The organism is Lentzea alba (genome assembly GCF_047445655.1).
Classification (GTDB): domain Bacteria; phylum Actinomycetota; class Actinomycetes; order Mycobacteriales; family Pseudonocardiaceae; genus Lentzea; species Lentzea alba_A.
Window position 1 is genome coordinate 477204 of the sequence record NZ_JAJAEG010000001.1, and the last position, 22113, is coordinate 499316.

The following is a 22113-nucleotide window of genomic DNA, read 5'->3' on the forward strand; positions in this document are numbered from 1 at the left end:
CTAGTTCGCGGTCACCAGCGGCTGGTGATCGTGGTTCACGACGCTGACCCCGGCCACGTCCTCTGCCCGCACCATCGCGGAGCCGGCCAGCGTCACCTCACCGTCGTGCGCTCTCCAGGAGCCGGCGGTGAACGTCCGTCCGTCCTTCGTGTGCACGACCAGCCAGCAGGCTTCCCCGTCCTGCATGCCGTCGACGGTGGCGACGAGCCGCAGCCCGCCCTCGGTGTCGGTGACCTTCACGGCCAGGTGGGCGCCGGCCGACGAGGTCCCCTGCAAGATCTCGCCCGCGTCGCCGGTACCGCCCACACCCAGTCCCTGGCCCAGCCAGACGCCACCGGCGAGCACGCCGGCGACCATGAAGGTCGAGGTCAGGGCCGTGATGCGCCCACGGCGTCGCACGGCCAGATGTCTCTGTTCGCGGACCGTGCCCAGCGTTCGCCGCAGCAGGTGGTCCGCGTTCTGCGGAGGGCCGTCCAGCGCGGCCTCCGGTGGCAGTTCTTCCATCAGCATGTGTCGATCTCGTTCAACTCGTTGGTGCCCAGGACGTTCGGTGCCATGCGCTGGCGGACGCGGCAATGGACACTGGCTACGCGGAACGACTCACTCATTTTCCCCTTCTCCAGTCCCGCGTACTTGCGGTGACCGACACCTTCAAAACGAGCCCACGAGTGAGTTGGTTCAACTCAGATACGTCTACGTTGTGCAGCCCACACAAGACGGTTGACCTGGGCCTCCGGGGGCTCGTAGGGTCTCATATATGATGTATGACCGGGTGGACGCGCCTCCCGCGTCTCGAACGGACTTCGTTCTGGAATCGATCAAAGAAGCGATTCTCAACGGAAACCTGAAGCCCGGTCAGGCGCTCGTGGAAACAGATCTCGCCGCCACGCTGAACGTCTCGAAGACGCCCGTGCGCGAGGCGCTCAAGACACTCGCCGGATCCGGTCTCGTCGTGATGAGCCCGTACAAGGGCGCCGCGGTGCGCACGGTCGACGCCGCCATGGCCAACTCGGTCTACGACGTGCGGATGCTGATGGAGCCGGAAGCTCTCCGGCGCGCGGTGCTGCTCGGAGCTTCCTTCGACGATGCCGCGCTGGCGTTGGAGGACGTGTCCGACCTCGCGCGGCGAAGCTTGGCCAACCGCCGCTTCCACCGCGCGTTGTACGCCGGGTGCGGCAACCCGTTGATGATCCAGATCCTGGACGGCCTGCGCGACCAGGCCGCGTTGATCACCGTCGCCGGCTGGGGCATCTGCCCGACCTGGGACGACGAGGCCGCCGAGCACCGCGCGATCCTGGCCGCCGCCGTGCAGGGCAAGGGCGACCTCGCCTTCGAACTCCTCCGCCGCCACATCCAGACCTTCGCCGACCGAGTAGTTGAGGAGCTTCCCGATGGCGTTCGATGACCTCTCCGAACGGCTCGCGTCCGTCGTGGCGATCACGGTGACGCCGTTCACCGAGGACGGCGGGATCGACGAGAAGAACTACGCCGCGATCGTGGACCGGATGGTGGAGGGCGGCGTCTCGGTCGTCACGCCGAACGGCAACACGAGCGAGTTCTACACGCTGTCGTCCGCCGAGACCGAGCGTGCTTTGCAGATCACCGTGGACGCGGTCAGCGACCGGGCCGCGATCGTCGCCGGGGTCGGGCACGATCTCGACACCGCGACCAAGGCCGCGCGGTTCGCGGATCGGGCCGGCGCTCAGGGCATCATGATCCACCAGCCGGTGCACCCGTACGTGTCGCTGGACGGGTGGGTGGACTACCACCGCGCGATCGCTTCCGCCGTGCCCGAGCTGAGCGTGATCCTCTACGTGCGGAACCCGCGGATCGGGGGTGCGCAGATCGCTGCATTGGCGGATGCGTGCCCGAACGTCGTGGGCGTCAAGTACGCCGTGCCGGATCCCGTTCGCTTTGCTTCGGTGGCAAGGGATGCCGGGCTGGAGCGGCTGACCTGGGTGGCAGGGCTGGCCGAGCTGTCGGCGCCGGGCTACTTCGCCGTGGGGGCAACGGGATTCACGTCCGGGCTCGCGAACGTCGCCCCGCAGTTGTCGGTGCAGATGTTCCGCGCGTTGCAGGTCGGCGAGTTCGGTGCGGCGATGGAGTTCTGGGAGTTCATCCGCAAGTTCGAAGAGCTGCGGGCGTTGAACGAGTCCGCGAACAACGTGTCCGTGGTGAAGGAAGCCTTGGCGCAGCTGGGGTTGTGCCGTCGTGACGTGCGGCCGCCGGCTTCCTTGCTGGCGGAGGCCGACCGTTCCGCCGTGGGTGTGCTGCTCAACTCGTGGAGCATGCTGTGACGTTGCCCGAAAAAGGACTGCGCAGCGCGGAGTGGTTCGACGGCGAGGGGCTGCGAGCGTTCTCGCACAACGCCCGCATGCGTCAGCTCGGCATGAACCCTGCTGAGCATCTGGGCAAGCCGGTCATCGCGATCTTGAACACGTGGAGCGGCATCAACCCGTGCCACATGCACTTGCGCGAACGGGCGAAGCAGGTCGAGCGCGGCGTCTGGGAGGCGGGCGGATATCCGCTGGAGTTCCCGGTTTCCACGCTGTCGGAGACGTACCAGAAGCCGACGCCCATGCTGTACCGGAACATGCTGTCGATGGAGACGGAGGAGATCCTCCGCTCCTACCCCGTGGACGGCTGCGTTCTGATGGGCGGCTGCGACAAGACCACGCCCGCGTTGCTGATGGGTGCGGCTTCCGCTGGGCTGCCAACGGTTTTCGTGCCCGCCGGGCCGATGCTGCGCGGCAACTGGCGCGGCGAGAAGCTCGCTTCCGGCACGGACATGTGGCGGTTCTGGGACGAGAAGCGGGCGGGGACGATTTCCGGCTCCGACTGGGCGGAGATCCAGTCCGGGCTGGCCCGCTCCCCCGGCACGTGCATGACGATGGGCACGGCGTCGACCATGACGGCCGCCGCCGAGGCGCTGGGGCTGACTTTGCCCGGTGCGTCGTCGATCCCGGCCGTCGACTCGGCGCACTACCGGATGGCGGCGGCGTCCGGGACGCGGGTCGTCGAGATGGTGCGCGAGGGGCTGACGATCGGTGACGTGCTGTCGGCCGAGGCGTACGAGGACGCCATCCGGACCGTGCTGGCGCTGGGCGGCTCGACGAACTCCTACATCCACCTGATCGCGATGGCCGGTCGATCGCAGATCTCGTTGTCGCTGGACGACTTCGACCGGCTGTCACGTGAGGTGCCGGTGCTGGCGTCCGTTCAGCCGGCGGGTGCTCATCTGATGGAGGACTTCTACTACGCGGGCGGTCTGCGCGGACTGCTGTCGCGGCTGCGGGATTCGTTGCACCTCAAGCGGATCACGGTGACCGGGCGGACGTTCGGCGAGGACCTGGAAGGTGCCGAGGTGTACGACTCCTCGGTGATCAGGCCGGTGGACGACCCCATTTCCGCCGAGGGTGGACTGGCGGTGCTGCGCGGCAACCTGGCACCGGACGGCGCGGTGATCAAGTACGTCGCGGCTGAACCTTCGTTGTGGAAGCACACCGGGCCCGCCGTGGTCTTCCACGGGTACAAGGACTTGCAGGCACGGATCAACTCGCCGGCACTGGAGGTGACGCGCGACTCGGTGATCGTGCTCGCGGGTGGCGGCCCGAAAGGCGGGCCCGGCATGCCGGAATACGGGATGCTGCCGATCCCGGACAAGCTGCTGAAGGAGGGCGTCCGGGACATGGTGCGCGTGTCGGACGCGCGGATGTCAGGAACTTCTTACGGCGCTTGCGTTCTGCACGTCGCACCGGAGGCGCACGTCGGTGGTCCGCTGGCGCTGGTGCAGGACGGCGACCTCGTGACGTTGGACGTCGAGGCGCGCGTGTTGCGCGTGGAGATCTCCGACGAGGAGATGGAACGGCGTCGCGCCGAGTGGACCGCGCCGCCGCCGAAGTTCGAACGCGGGTACGGCGCTCTGTACTACGAGCACATCACGCAGGCCAACGAGGGCTGCGACTTCGAGTTCCTGTCACGGCCGGGAGTGAACCCGGAACCCAACGCCCACTAGCGCTTCCTGCCAGTCGTTGGTGTTGTTCAGCCTCGTGTGCAGGTAGGCGGTGGTGAGCCGCTGCACCGTGGCGACCCGTTCGGGGCTCTCGTCCGTGGTCTCGGCGACGTCGTACCCGGAGACGCCGCCGAGCCCGTGCTCGCCGCCTTCGAGCACGAGGAGGTCCTTCGGGCCGGGCGACAGGTGGAACGGGTCCATGTGCCACTCGGGGCCGTTGACCGTGAGGTGCTCGGACGCGTCCTTGTCGCCGGCCACGACGAGCGCCGGGGTGGTCATGTCGCTGAAGTCCGCACTGAGCATGAACGAGTAGTTCTCCTTGACGACGTCGGTGAGCCCTTCGCCGCGACCGGTCGAGCCGAGCAGCACTCCGGCTTTGACCCTCTTGTCTTTGAGGCTCGTGTTCTCGGTCTTCATGCCGAGGAGCAGGCTCGCGGTGTGGCCGCCCATCGAGTGGCCGGCGACCGCGATCTTGCTGCGGTCCAGGCGGTTTTGCAGCTGTGGCACGGCTTTCTCGATCTCGTCGAGCCGGTCGATGATGTGCGACATGTCCTCGGCGCGTTCCTTCCAGAACATCGGCGCGCCGGGGGCGTCGGGCAGGCTCAGGGTCCTGCTGCTCAGGTGCGTCGGCTGCAGGACGACGAAGCCCTGCTCGGCCCAGTGGTTCGCGAGCGGGGCGTAGCCGTTCAGTGAGGACAGGTGGTTCGAATAGCCCTGCCCGTGCGACAGCAGGATGATCGGGTGGCTTTCCCCTTCGGTCGGGGCGGAGACCTTGAGCTGCAGGTCAACGGGCCTGCCGGGGATTTCGAGCACGACAGGGCTCACCGTGAAGACGGCCATGGGGTTCCCTTCGAGTAGCCTGTCACCCATAAGTGGAGCGACGTTCCGGAACGATACGGAGCGCTGTTCCGCTTTGTCAACCTTGCGGGAAGGGAGCACGTGTGGTGGCACGCAGCAGGCGGTCCGACGCCGTGCGCAACGAGCAGACGCTGCTGGCGGCCGCGGCCGAGGTGTTCGTCAGGTCCGGCGTCGACGCACCGATCCGGGAGATCGCGGCCGAGGCGGGCGTCGGGATGGGCACGATCTACCGCCACTTCCCCACCCGAGCGGACCTCGTGGTCGCGGTGTACCGGCACCAGGTCGAGGCGTGCGCGGAGGCGGGGCCTGCCTTGCTGTCCACTTCGGACACACCGTTCGCGGCGCTGCGAGCTTGGGTCGACCTGTTCGTGGACTTCCTGGTGACCAAGCACGGGCTGGCTCAGGCGTTGCAGTCGGACAGCGGCGGGTTCGAGCAGCTGCACGCGTACTTCATCGAACGGCTCGGGCCGGTGTGCGGCTCGTTGCTGGAGGCGAGCGGGATCGAGGACATCCAGCCGTACGAGTTGATGCGCGGGATCGGCAACCTCTGCATCGGCAGGGATGACGACCCGCGCTACAACCCTCGGCGGTTGATCGGGCTACTGCTCGACGGCCTGGCCCGCTAGCAACTTCGCGGCCACAGCCGCCCCGTCCGCACGGACCTTGCTGGCGATTTCGCTTGCACGAGCCTGGGTTTCGGGAGCCAGTGCCGTCTTCAGCGCGGCCGACAACGACTCGAACGTCGGCGCCGGACCGTCGTGTGCCGCACCGATGCCCAGGTCCTCGACGCGGCGCGCCCAGTACGGCTGGTCCACGATCTGCGGCACGATCACCTGCGGCGCACCGGCCCTCGCTGCGGTCGTCGTCGTACCGCCGCCACCGTGGTGCACGACGGCAGCGACCTTCTGGAACAACGCCTGCTGGTTGACCTCGCCGACGACGAAGCAGTCGTCACCGCTGTGCGCCAGATCGGCCCAGCCACTGGCCAGGAGCACGCGGCGACCTTGGGCGCGGACCGCGTCGACGGCGACCCGGCCGACGTCGTTGGAGGTGTGCATCGGCATGCTGCCGAAGCCGACGTACACCGGCGGTTCGCCCGCTTCGAGGAACGCCTGCAGCTCGGGCGCCGGCGGGCGGGTGTCCGGCAGGATCCACGCGCCGGTCTGGGTGACGTCGAGGTTGATCAGCTCCTCCGACGGCCAGAGCAACGGGTCCGACGCCAGCAACAGCTCGCCGGTGTAGACGTGGTCTCGGACGTCGTCCACCGGTGGCAGGCCGAGCGCCGCCCGGTTGGAGTTGAGCGCCGGGCCGTACATCGCCTGGACGTTCTCCGCGTCGATGGCCCACAGCACCCGGTTGTCGGTCTCCTCCGGCGGCAACGGCTTGCCCGGTCGCCCCGACGGCCTGCGGTGCGGCGACGGCAGGCTGATGGTGTGGAACATCGCGAGCACGTAACGCAGGCCCAGGTGCTCGGCCACCGTCCGCGCACCCGCCGGCATCAGGCCGGTCGCCACCAGCACGTCAGCCCCCTCAGCCGCCTGCGCGACCGGGCCGAACCACTCGTCGACCAGCGCGGCCGCCACCTTGGGCGGATCCACCCGGCCACTGGTCACCAGGTCGCGCACCGACTGTCCGAACGGGACGAACGGCACGCCGAACTCGTCAAGCCTGGAAACGAACTCCTCGTCCGGTGGCACGCACACCACCGCTTCCGCACCCGCTGCCTGCAAGGCCACCGCGAGGGCGATCAGCGGTTCGACATCTCCACGCGATCCGTATCCGGCCAGCACAACACGCACTTCGCGACTCCCCAGTCCTCACTGATTCCTGCTGAGGCCGGTGAGTTTGCGGCATCACCGGGGTCTTGCCGCAAGACCCCCTGTGCGCTATACGTTGAAGTGGGGAGAGAGCTGGTCCTCACGGTCAGGACAGCCAGCGCGCCGTAGTCGCCACAGGCGCCCCGTTCCCGTCCTACAGCACCAACACGATCGTGCCCATCGCGACCATCACCGCCACCAGCAGCCCGGTCACCCCGAGCACGCGCCGCCACGACATCGCCGATCACCTCCTCAGCTCGATCCTCTCCAGATCACCGGGCACAGGGGAAGCCCCCGGACGAGATGTCCGGGGGCTTCCGTTTTCCTTCCGACTCAGGCGCGGCCCGGCCTAGCGCCGCCGCATGTCGGACCGCACCGAGCCGAAACCTAGTTCAGCGCCACCTTCAGCAACCTGGTGTTGCTGTTGCCCGCGGTGGAGTCCTTGTCACCGTTGGACGTGGTGACCCACAGCGAGCCGTCCGGGGCGGGTTCGGGCGTCCGCAGACGGCCGTAGGTGCCCTGGAAGTGGGACGTGGTGGCGCCGATCGACGAGCCGTTGATCTGCATGCGGTACAGGCGTTCGCCGCGCAGGGCGGCGAGGAACAGCACGTCGTTCACGATCGCGAGACCCGACGGCGAGGCGGAGCTCACCGAGAAGGTCTTCTTCGGCGCGATGAAGCCACCGCACGAACCGCCGGTGCCCTCGCAGCTGGGCCAGCCGTAGTTGCCGCCCTTCTGCAGCAGGTTGACCTCGTCCTGGCTGCCGTCACCGAGCTCGGCCTGCCACATGCGGCCCTGTGAGTCCACGGCGAGGCCCTGGACGTTGCGGTGGCCGAGAGTCCAGACGTAGCGGGCGTTGCCGCCCTCGCTGAAGAACGGGTTGTCCGACGGCGCGGTGCCGTCCGGGTTCAGGCGCAGCACCTTGCCGCCGAACGACTGCTTGTTCTGGGCGAGGGGCTTGTTCTGACCGTCGCCGGTGCCCGCGTAGAGCTTGCCGTCGGCACCGAAGCGCAGGCGGCCGCCGTTGTGGAACTTGTTGCGCGGGATGCCGGTGAGCAGGGTCTGCCAGTTGACCAGCGAGTTGCCCTCGATCTTGGCACGCACGATCCGGTTGTCCGAAGAGGACGTGTGGTAGACGTAGATCAGGCCGTCCGCCGCGAACGTCGGCGAGAGCTCGATGCCGAGCAGTCCGCCTTCGCCGTTGGTGCCGGAGACGCCCGGAACCTTGCCCAGCGAAGTCTTCTGACCGGACGGCGTGATCTTCACGATGTCCTGCGCGTCGCGACGCGAGTAGATGCCGTCACCGTTGGGCAGGAACGCGAGGCCCCACGGCACGTCGTTGTCGGTCGCGATCTGCGTGACGGCACCGACCTGGTCGCCACCGCCCTTGGTGCGCGCGGTGATCTCGTTCGACGCGGGCGAGGCGTTCCCGACGGCGTCGAAGGCCTTGACGGTGAACTTGTACTCGGTGTTCGCCTTCAGCCCGCCGATGGTCGCCGACGTCGTGGTCGAGTCACCGACCTTGACGCCACCGCTGTAGACCTCGTACCGGGTCACGCCGATGTTGTCGGTCGCCGGGTCCCAGTTCAGCGTGACGCTGTTCGCGGTCTGCGACGGTGAACGCAGGTTCTTCGGCGCGGTCGGCGGGATCGGGTCGTCCTGCGCCGGCGGCGTCTTGAACTCCGCGGTGTTGGACGCCTGCGAGACGTTGCCCGCCGCGTCACGCGCGTTGACGTAGAAGCCGTAGTTGACGTTCGGCTTCAGGCCGGTCATCACGGTGCTGAGCGTGTTGCCGGGCACCGTCTTCTGGAACTGGCCGAGGTTGTAGATGTCGTACGCGGTGACGGCGACGTTGTCCGTCGCGGCCTTCCACGTCAGCTTCGCCGAGTCGTGCTTGATCTCCGAGGCGACGAGGTCCGACGGCGGCGTCGGCGGCTCGGGATCGACGACGCCGGTGTTGCCGAAGACCTGGAACTCCTGCAGGGAGTAGCCGTAGGACGTGCCGGTGCGGCAGCGCGTGGTGCCGTAGACGCGGACATAACGGCCCCGCCCGGTGACAGTCAGGTCCTCGACACCGCCCTTGCCGTCCGCGGTGGTGTAGATCGACGTCCAGGCCGAGTCGTTCTCAGAGGTCTCGACCCGGTACGCCTTGGCGCACGAGAGGTCCCACTGCAGCCGGACCCGGCTGATGTTCGCGGACGCGCCGAGGTCGACGCGGATCCAGGCCGGATCGGTGTTCGACTTGCTGGCCCAGCGCGTGGCCGAGTTGCCGTCGACGGCGTTCTTCGGCGCGTAGTTCGCGCCGCCGGACGCCGACTCGGTCGTGGGCTTGCCTTGGGACAGCAGGACATCAGCTGCAACTGCCGCGGGTGCGGCGGAAACGAGCGAGGTCACCGCCACTGCGAACGCAGTGGCCAGGATGCCGGTTCTGGAAACCGGCAACCGCCGTGAACGGGGTGCCACAGGAGCCTCCCACTTTCGTCGGGGGATGGGTTGTGCGGCGGCATTGCGTTCGACCGGGCGGCGGGCCAGTCATCGGAGGAGTACCTGCTCTGACTCGGGCTGAGCTGTTGACTCGCCGTGGAGATCAGGTGTAGGCATTCGACCGTTACAGAAAAACCGTAAACGTTTTCGAGCGCCAGGTCCAGAGTCAGTTAGGGAGCCACGAGATGCGCTGGACAAGGAAGTTACAGCTCGTCATCCCCACCCTGTTGATCGTCACGGCGTGTGGAGCGCCGGAGGCCCCGCAGGCGCAGAACGCACCCACGACAGTCCCGGACAAGCCGTCGAAACCGGTCGAGCTCAACGTGCTCGACGTGGCCGGCAACCTGCAGCTCACCCAGGGCATGATCGACGAGTTCGTCAAGGCCAACCCCGACTTCGTCAGCAAGGTCAACTACACCAAGGCGACCGCGCCGGACATGCCGGGCAAGCTCAAGGCCGAGCAGAACTCCGGCACCTCCCAGACCCACCTCGTGCTGACCGGTACCGATGGATTGTCGTCGGTCATCGAGCAAAAACTGGTCTACGAACTGCTCCCCGGATATTCGGCGAAGCTGCCCGACCTCGAGAAGACCTACCTCCCGCCCGCGTGGGAGATGCAGAAGCTCGCGCAGGGCCAGGGCGTCGCGGTCACCTACTACCCCGCGGGCCCGCTGCTGGAGTACGACCCGGCCAAGGTGCCCACCCCTCCGACGTCTCCTGAGGAACTGCTCGCGTGGGCGAAGGCCAACCCCGGCAAGTTCCAGTACGCGCGGCCCGCGAACTCCGGTCCCGGCCGGACGTTCCTCATGGGACTGCCGTACCTGCTCGGCGACTCCGACCCCATGGACCCGGAGAAGGGCTGGGAGAAGACCTGGGCCTACCTCAAGGACCTCGGTCAGTACGTCGACAACTACCCCGGCGGCACGACCGACGTCATGAAGAACCTCGCGAACGGCACGTCTTGGATGGTCGCCTCCACCACCGGCTGGGACATCAACCCGCGCGTGCTCGGTTCCGTTCCGGCGGGCATGAAGATCTCCACGTTCAAGGGCTTCCACTGGGTGACCGACGCGCACTACGCGGTGGTGCCGAAGGGCGTGTCCGGTGACGTGCTGTCGGCGAACCTGGCGCTGATCAAGTTCATGCTGGAGCCCAAGCAGCAGGCCAAGGCGTTCGACAAGGGCTACTTCTACCCCGGCCCGGCGGTCAAGGACGTCACGCTGCAGATGGCGCCGCAGGAGTCGCAGGACGCCATCGCGAAGTTCGGGCGCGCGGAGTACGACAAGCTGATCGCCGACAACCCCAAGGAGACCTCGCTGCCGGCCGCGCAGCAGGTGAAGGCGTTCCAGCGCTGGGACAGGGAGATCGGCAAGAAATGAGCCCTCACATCTCCGGGCAACGGTTTGCCGAGCTGCACCTGGACCACGTGCAGCGGGCGTTCGGGGACACCGTTGCCCTCAGGGGCATGGACCTGACGATCAAGGGCGGCGAGTTCGTCGCCCTGCTCGGGCCGTCGGGCTGCGGGAAGTCAACGGCGCTGAACTGCCTGGCGGGTCTTCTGCCGCTCACCGGCGGGCGGATCACGTTGGACGGCAAGCGGATCGACGACCTGCCGCCGGAGAAGCGCGGGTTCGGCATGGTGTTCCAGAACTACGCGCTGTTCCCGCACATGTCGGTGCGGCGCAACATCGGGTTCGGCCTGTCCATGCGCAAGACGCCCAAGGCCGAGCTGAACCGCCGCGTCGACGAGGCGATCCGGCTCGTCCAGCTCGAGGAGCACCAGCACAAGTTCCCCGCGCAACTGAGTGGCGGCCAGCAGCAACGGGTGGCGATCGCGCGCGCGATCGTCCTTGAGCCACCACTGGTTCTGATGGACGAGCCGCTGTCCAACCTGGACGCGGCACTGCGGCTCGAAATGCGCACGGAGATCCGCAGGCTGCACCAGTCGCTCGGCCTCACGACCGTTTACGTGACGCACGACCAGGAGGAGGCGCTGGCCCTCGCCGACCGTCTCGTGGTTCTGCGGCTGGGCGAGGTGCAGCAGGTCGGCTCACCGGAGGAGGTCTACGCGCACCCGGTCAACCGGTACGTGGCCGGGTTCATGGGCTACCGCAACATGATCGCGGTGACCGTGACGTCACAGGACGGCGAACACACGACCGTCCGGACCGAGGACGGCGTCGAACTCGTTGGCGTCAAACGGGAAGAACTCGGGTCTCAAGCCGTGGCGGCGGTGCGGCCCGAGGACTTCACGGTGGTGAACGAGTCCGGCGGGAACACGCTCGAAGCGGTGGTGGAGATCGTCGAATACCACGGCCGTGAGCAGGCCGTGGAAGCTCGGCTGCGGGACGGTTCGCAGCTGCACGTCCGCACCAACTCGCGGTTGGCCCCTGGCGACACCATCAGGTTGAAGGTGCCGACGGAACGCGTGCTGGTGTTCTCATGACGGCCACTCTCGAAAGAGCGTCGATCAAGCACCGGCTCGCCGAGAAGGGCGTCGACCGCGTCCTCTGGCTGCTGGTGCCCGGCGCGGTGTTCGTGGTGCTGCTGTTCGTCTACCCGTTCCTGTACGGGCTGCAGCTGTCGTTCCAGCCCAAGGGCGGCGGCAGCCCGTTCCAGAACTACATCACCTTCTTCTCCGACGAGTACCTGGCCGAGACCATCTGGATCACGCTGCGGCTCGGCCTGCCGGCGGCGCTGTTCAACGTGCTGGCGTCCATCCCGATCGCGTTCCGGATGCGCGGGAGGTTCCGCGGCAAGAGAGCGCTCACCACGCTGCTGGTCATCCCGATCACGCTCGGCACCGTGCTGACCGCGGAGGGCCTGCTCGCGTTCTTCGGGCCGACGGGCTGGTTCAACCGCATCTGGATGGCACTCGGCGCGGACGAGCCGGCCAAGCTCACCCACAACTACTGGGGTGTGCTGTTCAGCCTGATCATCACCGGGTTCCCGTTCGCGTTCCTGCTGACGCTGTCGTACCTCTCCGGCATCGACCCGACGCTGGAACAGGCGGCGGCGACTCTCGGCGCCTCGAAACGGCAGCGGTTCCGCACGATCACCATGCCGCTGCTTGCCCCCGGTCTCGCGGTCACGTTCTGCCTGTCGTTCGTGCTCGCGTTCTCGGTGTTCCCCAGTGCGGTCATGGTCGGCAACCCGGCCGGTGAGACGCACGTGATGTCGATCGCCGCGTACGAGACGGCGTTGCGGGACAACGACTTCGCGATGGGTTCGGCGATCGCGATGCTGATGGCGCTGGTGATGCTGATCGTGATCGGCGTGGTGCTGATCTGGCGCACGACGCTCTACCGCGGCGCGACAGGAGGCAAGGGATGAGGCTCACTGCTCGCCCAGTTGTATGGCTGACGTGGGGCGCTCTGGCGTTTTTCATGCTGAACCTCGTCGGCATCGTCGGCGCGGTCGTCACGAACTCGTTCGCCGAGTCCTGGTTCGGCACCTGGCTGCCCAACGGCTACACGGGCAAGTGGTACGGCGAGGCGTGGCGTGACTACCGGCTGCTGGACGTGCTGGTCGTGACGTTCCAGGTCGCGATCGCGGTCGTCGTCATCTCCGTCCTAATCGGAGTTCCTACGGCCTACGCACTGGCACGCCGCAACTTCCCCGGCAAGAAGTTGCTCAACGTGCTGTTCCTGCTGCCGATCCTGATGCCGCCGATGACGTACGGCATCCCGCTCGCCACCGTGCTGTACAAGTTCCAGCTGGCGGGCAGCATGTTCGGCGTGATCGCGGCGAACCTCGTGCCGGCCGTGCCGTTCGTCGTGCTGACGATGACGCCGTTCATCGAGCAGATCGACACGAAGATCGAGTCGGCGGCCCGGATGTGCGGCGCGAACACGTTCGCGATCTTCACGCGGGTGCTGGCGCCGTTGCTCGTACCAGGCATTCTGGCGGCGTCGATCCTGGTGCTGGTACGTACTGTCGGCATGTTCGAGCTGACGTTCCTCACCGCGGGCCCGACCAGTCAGACCCTGGTCGTGTCGCTGTACGAGGCGATGTCGTCGGCCGGCATCCGGCCACAGCAGATGGTCGACTCGATGGCGGTGATCTACACGGGGTCGATGCTGCTTCTGCTCGTGATAGCGCTTAGGTTCGTGAACCCGACCCAGCTCGTCACGAGACTCAAAGAACCGTCTTAGCGCCTGACCCGTCATGATTGTTTCAACCGGCAGTTGAGGGTGAGGTACCAGTGGCAGTCACCATCCGCGACGTGGCTCGCAGGGCGCACGTATCGGTCGCCACCGTTTCGCGTGCGCTGACATCCCCCGAGCTGGTGCGCCCGGAGACCAGATCACGGGTGCTGGCTGCCGCGACGGAGCTGGGCTACCAGCCCAACCGCGCGGCCAGGGGGCTGATCACCGGCAAGACCGGCAACATCGGCATCGTCGTGCCCGACCTCGACAACCCGTTCTTCACGGGCGTGCTCAAGGCCGTGCAGGCGCGGGCGATGCAGGCGGACTACGCGGTGTTCGTGGCGGACAGCGACGAGGACCCGGTGGCCGAGGCGAAGCTCGTGCACGCGATGGCCAAGCAGGTCGACGGGGTGGTGCTGTGTGCGCCGGGCCTGGAGGACTCGCAGGTCTACGAGGTGGCGGGCGCGACGTCGCTGGTGCTGCTGAACCGGCGGCTGCCCGGTGTGCCGGCGGCGTTGATGGACTCGGCGGGAGGAATGCACGCGATCGTCGACCATCTTGTCGCTTTGGGACATCGGCGGATCGCTTACCTGAACGGGCCGCGCACGTCGTGGTCCAACCAGGAGCGTCGGCGCGGTCTGATGTCGGCGGTTGCCCAGCACGGCGTGGACCTGGTGGATCTCGGACCGTTCGCGCCGCGCTACGAGGGTGGCCTGCAGGCCGCGGATCTCGCTGTGGCGGCCGATACGACCGCGATCATCGCCTACAACGACATCATGGCGCTGGGCGTGCTGGCGCGGCTCAGGGACCGTGGAATCTCGGTTCCTGGCGACGTGTCGGTGACCGGGTTCGACGACCTGACGTACGCGGCGCTGTGCTCGCCCGCGTTGACAACGGTGGCAATGCCGGTGGCGCAGGCTGGGCGCACAGCGGTGAACCTCTTGCTGGACTGGCTGGACAGCGACAACACCGAGGTGCCGCAGATCGTGGCCGAAACCCAACTGATCGTGCGCGGAACCACCACCCCACCCCGCAAATAACTGCCATGAGGGTGACCTTCATGAACCTCAGGTTCATGAAGGTCACCCTCATGGCAAAAAGGCGGCCCCGGCAAGGCGTCTGGGGGAGTACGCCATGAGCCGGGGCCGCGAAGCGGCTGGGCCCGAGGGGGGAGGGGGCCAAGCGCCGCTGGTGTTCCACTCTGCCCTGAGTGGGCCGAATCCGCCAGGGTGGATGTACCTGTTTTTGGATTTCTCGTACGTACGGGTTACTCGTAGAGCCCTTCGTACAACCCAGAGTGAAGGCGGTGCACCACGGTGCGCTTGACCTTCAACGTCGGGGTGAGCTCACCTTCCTCCTGGGACAGATCACGGCTGAGCAGCACGAACTTCTTCACCTGGGAAACACTGGCGAAGTGCGAGTTCGCTTCGTCGACAACTCCCTGCACGAGGGCTCGCACATCCGGGTGACCCACCAAAGATTCGATGTCGGACGGCAAGCCACGCTGGGCAGCCCACGGAACGATCTCATCGGCGTCGAGTGTGAGCAGCGCCACACAGTAGGGCTTGCGGTCCCCGAACAGGACCGCGTGCGAGATCCACCGGGACTGCCGCAGGACGTTCTCCACGTTCGCCGGCGCGATGTTCTTGCCGCCCGCGGTGATGATGATGTCCTTCTTGCGGCCCGTGATCGTCACGAAACCGTCCGCGTCGATCTCGCCCAGGTCGCCGGTGTGCAGCCAGCCGTCCTGGATCGTGGCGGCCGTCGCCTCGTCGTTGCGCCAGTAGCCGGCGAAGACGTGCGGGCCGCGCATGAGCAGCTCGCCGTCCTCCCCCAGCGACATCTCCAGGCCCGCCACGCCGGACGCGCCCACCGAGCCGAGCTTGAAACGATCCAACGTGTTGATCGTGCCGACCGCCGTGGACTCGGTCATGCCGTAGCCCTCCAGCACCGGCACACCCGCCGCGTGGAAGAACTGCAGCACCTCGCGTGAGATCGGCGCGGCACCGGACAACGCCTGCACGAGCTGTCCGCCGAACACCGCCCGCACCTTGGCGAACAGCGCGTCGACCTGCTCGAACGCCCCGGCCATCTCCGGTGGCACCGGCTCGCCGGCCGCACGGCGTCGCCGCACCTCCAGGCCCAGGGTCACCGCCTGGCCCAGCTGCTCCGGCGGCACCGCGGACGTGACGAACGTGTAGATCTTCTCGAAAATGCGCGGCACGGACGGCAAGAAGGTCGGCTTGACCTCCGCCAGCTCCGGCACGATCGCCGTCATGTCACCGCCGAAGTACGCCAGCGCGCCGCCGCGGTACATGGTGCCGAACATGACGATCTGCGCGAAGACGTGCGCCAGCGGCAGGAACAGGTAGACGGTGCCGGTCATCGCGTCGATGCGGGCTTCCTCGGCGACCCGGCACAGCGCGACCCAGTTCGCGTTGGTCAGGATGCAGCCCTTGGGCGGCCCGGTGGTGCCCGAGGTGTAGATGATCAGACTCGGGTCCTCGGGCTTGATCGCCGCACGACGGGTGTCCAACTCGGCGGCCAACGGCGACGTGCGGCCGGTGTCCTGCAGCTCGGCGATGGTCGGCCGGTCACCGGCGGGGTCGATCGCGAAGACCGTTCGCAGCTCGGGGAGTTCCGAGCGGACAACGTCCACTTTGACGCACTGGGCCTCGTTCTCGGCCACCACGATCGACGCACCGGAGTTGCCCACCACCCACGCGATCTCCTCCGCCGTGCTCGACGGGTAGATCGGCACGACGATGCCACCCGCCGCGAGCACGGCCAGCTCGACCGCCGTCCACTCAGGACGCGTGTTGGCGAGCACGCAGACCCGGTCGCCCGCCTTCAGTCCGGCGTGGACGAAGCCGGACGCCAGGTCCAGCACCAGCTCGGAGACCTCGGCGTAGGTCTGCTCGCGCCACTCCCCGTTCTGCTTGAACCGCCACGCCACCGCGTCGCCGTAGGCCTGCTCCGCGAGGAACGGCAGGTCGGCTATCCGGCGGACGGCTTGCACCGCGTTGGGGCTGGCGACTCCGGCGGTCATGGCGGCTCCTGTGGCGTCGGGGGGGACGGAGTTACGCGGGCACGACCTGCACGCGGGTGCCGTTGAGAACGGCGGTGCCCGAGAGCGGGTCGATGCGGAGGTCGTCGGTGAGGAGGTTGACGTTCACGCCGGCGTGCTCACTGGCGACGGTGAGCTGCGTGCCGGGCTGGTCGTGGCCCCAGCCGTGCGGCATCGAGACGACGCCGGGCGCGATGTCGGCGGTGACCTCGACCAGCACCTCGATCTTGCCGACGCGCGAGGTGACCTGGGCGGTCGCGCCGTCGACGAGGCCGATCCTGGTGGCGTCACCGGGGTTCACGAGCAGCGTGCACAACGGCTTGCCCTTCACCAGCGCGGGGACGTTGTGCATCCAGGAGTTGTTGGTGCGCAGGTGCCTGCGGCCGACGAGCACCATGTCGATCTCGGGGGTTCCCAACGCCGTCAGCACACGCGGCAGGTCGTCCACGATCGGCTGCGGGGTCAGCTCGATCTGCCCGGACGTCGTGCGCAGGATCTCCGGCAGGCGCGAGGTGAGCGGGCCGAGGTCGATGCCGTGCGGGTTGTCGAGCAGCTGCTGCAACGAAACCCCGTACGGACCGGTGCGGAGTTTCAGGTCCAGCAACCGTTCCTCGCGCGTCTCGCCCTCGGGTTCGAAGTCGACGCCGAGCTGCTGCTTGAGACCGGCGAGCTGCATCGCGGCGATGGCGTCGAGATCGGCTGCCGGGCCCAGGCCGCTGAAGATCGTGGCGAGCCGGAAGAAGATGTCCGTCTCGTCGACCCTGCCTTCCTCCAACGGAATCGCCGCGCGCGAGTACTTCACGACGTTGCGGACCGAGTTGTTGAGGAACGCGATGTCGTAGTGATCGCGGCGCGACGGCGGCGGCGTCGGGAGGATGACGTCCGCGTGCCGGGTGGTCTCGTTCAGGTACGGATCAACGCTGACCATGAAGTCCAACGAGGACAGTGCGTCGTTCACGCGCGTCGAGTTCGGCAACGACAGCGCGGGGTTGCCGCCGATCGTGAACAGCGCCCGCACCTGGCCCTCGCCGGGCGTCTCGATCTCGTCGACCATCGTGACGGCCGGGTACTCCCCCATCACCTCGGGGTGACCCTTCACCCGGCTGTGCCAGCGGCCGATGCCGAAACCCTTGCCACGGCCCGGTCCGCGCTTGCTGTGCGCGGGCAGCGGCCACATCACGCCGCCGGGGCGGTCGAGGTTGCCGGTGAGGATGTTGAGCGTGTCGACCGCCCACGAGGCGACCGTGCCGAACTCCACGGTCGTCGTGCCGATGCGGCCGTACACAGCAGCGCGTTCGGCTTCTGCCAACTGTCCTGCCAGCGCACGGATCATCTCGGCGGCGATCCCGGTCCGTTCGGAGACGGCCTCGGGGCTGAACGCGGCCACGTGCGAACGGATCACCGTGTGGTCGGTGACGTGCTCGGCGAGGTCCTTCAGATCGACCAGGTCCTGCGCGAACAGCTCGTGGATCAACGACAGCAGGAAGAACACGTCCGTGCCCGGCCGGATCACGACGTGCTGGTCGGCGGCCTGGGCGGTGCGACTGCGGCGTGGATCGACGACGACGAACTTCCCGCCGCGCTTCTGCAGGTCCTTGAACCGGCCCGGCGCGTCCGGGACCGTCCACAGGCTGCCGTTGGACGAGAACGGGTCCGCGCCCAGCACCAGCATGAAGTCGGTGCGGTCGATGTCGGGCACCGGGATCGAGAAGATGCTGCCGTACATGTGGCCGACCTGGACGTGCTTGGGCATCTGGTCGACCGTGCTGGCGGTGAAGACGTTGCGGCTGCCCAGCGCCTTGCGCAGCGGTCCGGCGTAGAGACCGCCGGCCAGCGAGTGCACGACCGGGTTGCCCAGGTACATCGCGATCGAGTTGCGGTCCGGGAAGTCCTTCAGGCGTTCGTCGATGTGGCGGAAGGCCTCGTCCCAGGTCGCCTCCTGGAACTCGCCGTCGCGCTTGATCAGCGGGGTGCTGAGACGGTCCGGGTCGGCGTCGAGCGTGCCGAGTGAGGCGCCCTTGGGGCAGATGAACCCCTTGCTGAAGTCGTCCTCGCGGTCGCCGCGCACCTTCGTGATGCGGTCGCCCTCGACCGTCAGCTCCAGCCCGCACGTCGCCTCGCAGAGCGGGCAGGTCGTGAATACGGTCCTCATGCGTCCCCTTATACGGCTTCCTACCAACGGGTACTAGTCGCCTGCCACCGGGCGCAATCGCCCAGCCGAGGTCAACCCGAACAGCTCACTGACAGCCCTCGCGATCATGTCCGGCCGGTCGAGGGTGTGTTCGAAGCGGAACCCGATGACCGCCCTGGAGCCGCCGAGCAGACCGGTCAGCTTGATGGATTCGTCCTGGTCAGCGCCATAGCAGACGATCCGGCCGAACGGTGCGAGGGCGTCCAGTGAGGCCTTGAGCGTGCCGCCTGGATCGAGCACCACGTCGACCTGTTTGCCCTCGTTCGCCTGTACCAAACGCTGGGCGAGGTCGTCCTGATCGGACTCGATGGCCACATCGGCGCCGAGTTTCAAGGCCTTGCGGCGGCGGGCCTGGCTGGAGTCGGTCGCGATGACCCGGCCGGCGGCGAAACTCCGGGCCAGCTGGACCGCGATCGCACCGACCTCGCTCGCGCCGTCGTGCACGACGATCGACTCGTCCGGCCTGAGGTGCGCGCACGTGCGGAGGAGGTGCCAGGCCGTGGTGCCGGCTCTGGCCAGCGTCAGCGCCTGGTCGTCGGTGACACCCGCGGAGACCGGGAGGTGGAGGCGCCCGGCGACCACCACCACGCGACGCCCGCCGTCCTCGACCCGGATCTCGTCGACCGCCTCGGCTGTGCGCATGTAGTCCATCTCACGTTCTGCGCGCGCCGGCCAGTAGTGCGGCTTCCACGACAACTAAGAATCGGCGCTGCTCAGAGAGCTGTAGTACACGAATGCGAGCTTGGCGAGCGCAGTCAGCTCCGGCGATCCGGTCTTCTCGACGAACGAGAGCGCGAGGTCGACACGGCGGTGGATCTCGGCCTCCGCCCACTCCCTGGCGCCGGTCCTCGCCACCAGTGCCTGAGCGCGACGAGTCTGGTCCTCGTCGAGCTCGACGCCCTGCGCGTAGAGCTCGACGAGCTGCGCGCCCGCCTCGGTCCCCGACTGCAGGGCGCGGATGATCGGCAGGGTCTTCTTGAGGCGGGCCAGGTCGGAGCCGGTGGGCTTGCCGGTCGCCTGCTCGTCGCCCCAGATGCCGAGCAGGTCGTTGGCGAACTGGAAGGCGATGCCGAGCTCGACGCCGAACCTGTCGAAGGCCCTCACGACCTCGTCGTCCGCGCCGGCGTTGAGCGCGGTCAGGGCGCACGCGCAGCCGAGCAGGACGCCGGTCTTGCCCGCGGACATCCGCAGGCACTCGTCGAGGCTCACCTCGGCGCGTTGCTCGAAGGCGATGTCCAGACTCTGGCCTTCGCACAGGTCCGTGACGCAGCGCGCGAGCCGTCCGACGCCCTTCAGACCGTCGAGTGTCTCCAGGCCGAGCGCACACACAGCGTTGCCGACGAGCAGCGCCTCCGAGGTGCCGTAGACCGTCCACAACGCCGCACGGCCGTGGCGAGTCGTGTCCTGGTCGTGCACGTCATCGTGGATCAACGTGAAGTTGTGCACCAGCTCGACAGCGGTCGCGACCGTGAGCGCCGTGTCGTGGTCGGCGTCGAGAGCGCGGGCGGTCGCGAGCACAAAGGCCGGCCGGACAGCCTTGCCGCCGCCGGCGAAGTGATGGGCGGCGCGCTGCCGCAACGTCGTGGGCAGGGTGTCGAGGCGGCTCTTCAGAAGCGGCTGGACGGCCTCGCGGGCTTCGTCGAGGAGCTTCACCACGTGCTCACGCCCGGAAGTGCGAGATCGGTCAGCACGTTCAGGGCTTCCACACCGGTGCCGTGGAACGGCGCGTCGGTCAGCACGTCGAGCGCCTGCCGCCTTCTGGTCACGATCATCTGCCGCACTTCGCTCACCGCACCAGTCTCCGCGATCAGCTTCTGGGCCGTGCGCAGACCGTCGTCGTCGAGATGCCGGTCTCCCACCAGGTGCATGAGCTGGTCTCGTTGGGACGGCGTGGCGAGCTCGATCGCGAGCTTGAGGACCACGGTCGGCTTGCCCTCCCTCAGGTCTCCCACGCGGGTCCGCGGGTGCCGGGACGGGATCACGTCCTCCAGGTCGTCGAGCAGCTGGAAGGCCTCCCCCAGCGGCTCGGCGTAGGCGGTGCACGCGGCCAGCACGTCGTCGTCCGCGCCCGCCATCGCCGCGCCGATCCGCAACGGCCGGTGCACGGTGTACTGGGTGGTCTTGTAGTGGATCACCTCGAACGGCTCCGCGGCGCCGCACAGGTCGAGCAACTGGCCGATCAGCACGTCCTCGCGCATCTGGTGGACCTGCTCCAACGCCGCCGCGCCCAGTCCGCCGAGGAGCTCCGCCGACCACGCCTCGCAGAGGTCGCCGAGCAGGATCGCGGTGCTGACCGCCGCCCAGTCGTCGTCCGGGGCGATGAGCCGGTGCAACGTCGGGCGGTCGCGGCGGACGTCCGAGCGGTCGATCACGTCGTCGTGGATCAGGACGTAGGAGTGGAACAGCTCCAGCCCCACCGCGAGGTCGAGCAGCCGCGGGTCGGGGTCGTCGCGAACGGTGTGCCAGCCCGCTCTCGCGAACAGCGGCCGGATGCGTTTCCCGGGTCCGTCGAGAAAGGCGCGGAGTGCCCTGAGCGGCGCGGTGACGTGAATGCCTGCAACGTCGTACTTGCGGTCGAGAATGAATCGCTTCAGCGCCTGCTCGACGTCCTGACGCACGGCGCGCAAATCGAGTGAGGACACGATCGGGAGTGTAACTTTTACTTATGCCTGATTTCCAGATCGAGTTGCAATTTCCCTGCCGACAGCATTCCGACATGAAACGAATAGAGCATTCGGCGCAGGAGTGGGCGCTCCGGTTCGGACTTTCGGAGCACGCGCGCCAGTTCGGCACCTACGCCGCGATGACGTGCCCGAGCGCTCCGGTCGAGGGCGCCGAGCTGATGGCCGACGTGCTGACCTGGCTGTTCGTGATCGACGACCACTACGAGTGCGCGGCAGGCCTGGCCGCCGACGCACCACTGATCGCCGCACTCACCGATATTTCCATGCGACTGGGAAACCTGTCGTCATCACAATGGAGAGACCGCTTCCACACCCACTTCGCCGCCATGCTGGCCGCCGCGACGAAGGAAATAGAATTACGTGACGACGGCTCACCTCCCCCGTTCGGCGACTATGTGACACTTCGTCGCAATTCCGGTGCCATGCTCGTCGTCTTCGACGTTCTGGAGGTGTGTTTTGGGGCCGAACTTTTGCCCGAGGTGTATCAATCGAGCGTCTATCAGGAAATCGTGCTCGCCGGAGCGGACATCGTGACGTGGACCAACGACCTGCATTCATATGAGAAGGAAATGGCGGGTGGACTGATGACCAACATGGTCCTCGTGCTGCGCCACCACTCGGAGCTGGATCTCGCGGACGCCGTCGACGCCACGGTGAGGTTGATCCACGACCGCGCGGCGGCCTTGCAGGCGGCTGCCGGGGAGTTGACGGAGGACGGTCCGGCGTTTCGTTGCGCCACAGCGGTGTGCGAGTGGGTGGCGGGCTCGAACCGCTGGCACACCGACGGAACCGACCGGTACCGGCATACGGGGTGAGTCCGAGTGGGTACGCCCTGTTGCGAGGTCTGGCGGA

Annotated in this window: 19 protein-coding genes; 10 read left to right on the forward strand and 9 right to left on the reverse strand. The window is 67.6% G+C overall.

All coding sequences use genetic code 11. The annotated features are described in order from the left end of the window. A complete protein-coding gene (locus LFM09_RS02320) occupies positions 1-510 on the reverse strand; it encodes a hypothetical protein (protein WP_414094526.1) in 510 nt (169 codons plus the stop codon). A gap of 247 nt (positions 511-757) precedes the next feature. Between LFM09_RS02320 and LFM09_RS02325 the strand changes: the two genes are divergently transcribed. From LFM09_RS02325 to araD, 3 genes are read left to right on the forward strand one after another with little or no spacing between them, the layout of a single operon-like run. Then, complete coding sequence (locus LFM09_RS02325) at positions 758-1405, forward strand: GntR family transcriptional regulator (RefSeq protein ID WP_414094527.1); 648 nt, start codon at positions 758-760, stop codon at positions 1403-1405. Then, positions 1392-2297 carry a dihydrodipicolinate synthase family protein gene (locus tag LFM09_RS02330; RefSeq protein WP_414094528.1) on the forward strand — a complete coding sequence of 302 codons (906 nt, stop codon included), beginning with the start codon at positions 1392-1394 and terminating at the stop codon, positions 2295-2297. Before LFM09_RS02325 ends, LFM09_RS02330 begins: the two co-directional genes overlap by 14 nt. Continuing rightward, positions 2294-4015 carry an L-arabinonate dehydratase gene (gene araD, locus LFM09_RS02335; RefSeq protein ID WP_414094529.1) on the forward strand — a complete coding sequence of 574 codons (1722 nt, stop codon included), beginning with the start codon at positions 2294-2296 and terminating at the stop codon, positions 4013-4015. The genes LFM09_RS02330 and araD overlap by 4 nt, the downstream gene beginning before the upstream one ends. On the opposite strand, the gene LFM09_RS02340 is transcribed toward araD, so the two are convergent. Then, a complete protein-coding gene (locus tag LFM09_RS02340; RefSeq protein ID WP_414094530.1) occupies positions 3977-4852 on the reverse strand; it encodes an alpha/beta hydrolase family protein in 876 nt (291 codons plus the stop codon). The two genes, araD and LFM09_RS02340, sit on opposite strands and share 39 nt — an antisense overlap. A 104-nt stretch (positions 4853-4956) precedes the next feature. Here LFM09_RS02340 and LFM09_RS02345 point away from each other — a divergent pair, with 104 nt between their 5' ends. After that, positions 4957-5496, forward strand: coding sequence for a TetR/AcrR family transcriptional regulator (locus tag LFM09_RS02345; protein WP_414094531.1), 540 nt, complete (start codon positions 4957-4959; stop codon positions 5494-5496). Here LFM09_RS02345 and LFM09_RS02350 read toward each other — a convergent pair. Together LFM09_RS02350 and LFM09_RS02355 are read right to left on the reverse strand one after the other, a co-directional pair. Continuing rightward, positions 5470-6669 (reverse strand): glycosyltransferase, encoded by a 1200-nt coding sequence (locus tag LFM09_RS02350; RefSeq protein ID WP_414094532.1) that lies wholly within the window; start codon positions 6667-6669, stop codon positions 5470-5472. The two genes, LFM09_RS02345 and LFM09_RS02350, sit on opposite strands and share 27 nt — an antisense overlap. A 405-nt stretch (positions 6670-7074) precedes the next feature. After that, positions 7075-9150, reverse strand: coding sequence for a PQQ-dependent sugar dehydrogenase (locus LFM09_RS02355; protein WP_414094533.1), 2076 nt, complete (start codon positions 9148-9150; stop codon positions 7075-7077). 206 nt (positions 9151-9356) lie between these two features. Here LFM09_RS02355 and LFM09_RS02360 point away from each other — a divergent pair, with 206 nt between their 5' ends. Genes LFM09_RS02360 through LFM09_RS02380 form a run of 5 tightly spaced genes read left to right on the forward strand, consistent with a single transcriptional unit; the run spans position 9357 to position 14359 of the window. Then, positions 9357-10550 (forward strand): ABC transporter substrate-binding protein, encoded by a 1194-nt coding sequence (locus tag LFM09_RS02360; RefSeq protein WP_414094534.1) that lies wholly within the window; start codon positions 9357-9359, stop codon positions 10548-10550. After that, positions 10547-11617: an ABC transporter ATP-binding protein gene (locus LFM09_RS02365; RefSeq protein WP_414094535.1), complete on the forward strand. Its 1071-nt coding sequence runs from the start codon at positions 10547-10549 to the stop codon at positions 11615-11617. The genes LFM09_RS02360 and LFM09_RS02365 overlap by 4 nt, the downstream gene beginning before the upstream one ends. Continuing rightward, the gene (locus LFM09_RS02370) at positions 11614-12504 is read left to right on the forward strand and encodes an ABC transporter permease (RefSeq protein WP_414094536.1); all 891 of its coding nucleotides are present in this window, start codon (positions 11614-11616) and stop codon (positions 12502-12504) included. The genes LFM09_RS02365 and LFM09_RS02370 overlap by 4 nt, the downstream gene beginning before the upstream one ends. Then, a complete protein-coding gene (locus tag LFM09_RS02375; protein WP_414094537.1) occupies positions 12501-13325 on the forward strand; it encodes an ABC transporter permease in 825 nt (274 codons plus the stop codon). The genes LFM09_RS02370 and LFM09_RS02375 overlap by 4 nt, the downstream gene beginning before the upstream one ends. A 50-nt stretch (positions 13326-13375) precedes the next feature. Further along, the gene (locus LFM09_RS02380) at positions 13376-14359 is read left to right on the forward strand and encodes a LacI family DNA-binding transcriptional regulator (protein ID WP_414094538.1); all 984 of its coding nucleotides are present in this window, start codon (positions 13376-13378) and stop codon (positions 14357-14359) included. 227 nt (positions 14360-14586) lie between these two features. Here LFM09_RS02380 and LFM09_RS02385 read toward each other — a convergent pair whose 3' ends face one another. From LFM09_RS02385 to LFM09_RS02405, 5 genes are read right to left on the reverse strand one after another with little or no spacing between them, the layout of a single operon-like run. Continuing rightward, a complete protein-coding gene (locus LFM09_RS02385; protein WP_414094539.1) occupies positions 14587-16368 on the reverse strand; it encodes an AMP-dependent synthetase/ligase in 1782 nt (593 codons plus the stop codon). A gap of 31 nt (positions 16369-16399) precedes the next feature. Beyond that, on the reverse strand, positions 16400-18538 hold the full coding sequence (locus tag LFM09_RS02390; RefSeq protein ID WP_414094540.1) for a molybdopterin oxidoreductase family protein: 2139 nt from the start codon (positions 18536-18538) through the stop codon (positions 16400-16402). A gap of 33 nt (positions 18539-18571) precedes the next feature. After that, entirely contained in the window at positions 18572-19219 is a 648-nt protein-coding gene (locus LFM09_RS02395) for a quinone oxidoreductase family protein (RefSeq protein ID WP_414094541.1), read from the reverse strand. Between the two features lie 54 nt (positions 19220-19273). Next, positions 19274-20230 (reverse strand): polyprenyl synthetase family protein, encoded by a 957-nt coding sequence (locus LFM09_RS02400; protein WP_414094542.1) that lies wholly within the window; start codon positions 20228-20230, stop codon positions 19274-19276. Further along, on the reverse strand, positions 20227-21219 hold the full coding sequence (locus LFM09_RS02405) for a polyprenyl synthetase family protein (RefSeq protein WP_414094543.1): 993 nt from the start codon (positions 21217-21219) through the stop codon (positions 20227-20229). Before LFM09_RS02405 ends, LFM09_RS02400 begins: the two co-directional genes overlap by 4 nt. A 23-nt stretch (positions 21220-21242) precedes the next feature. On the opposite strand from LFM09_RS02405, the gene LFM09_RS02410 reads away from it, so the two are divergent. Further along, positions 21243-22076 carry a terpene synthase family protein gene (locus tag LFM09_RS02410; protein ID WP_414094544.1) on the forward strand — a complete coding sequence of 278 codons (834 nt, stop codon included), beginning with the start codon at positions 21243-21245 and terminating at the stop codon, positions 22074-22076. Positions 22077-22113: the final 37 nt, after the last annotated feature.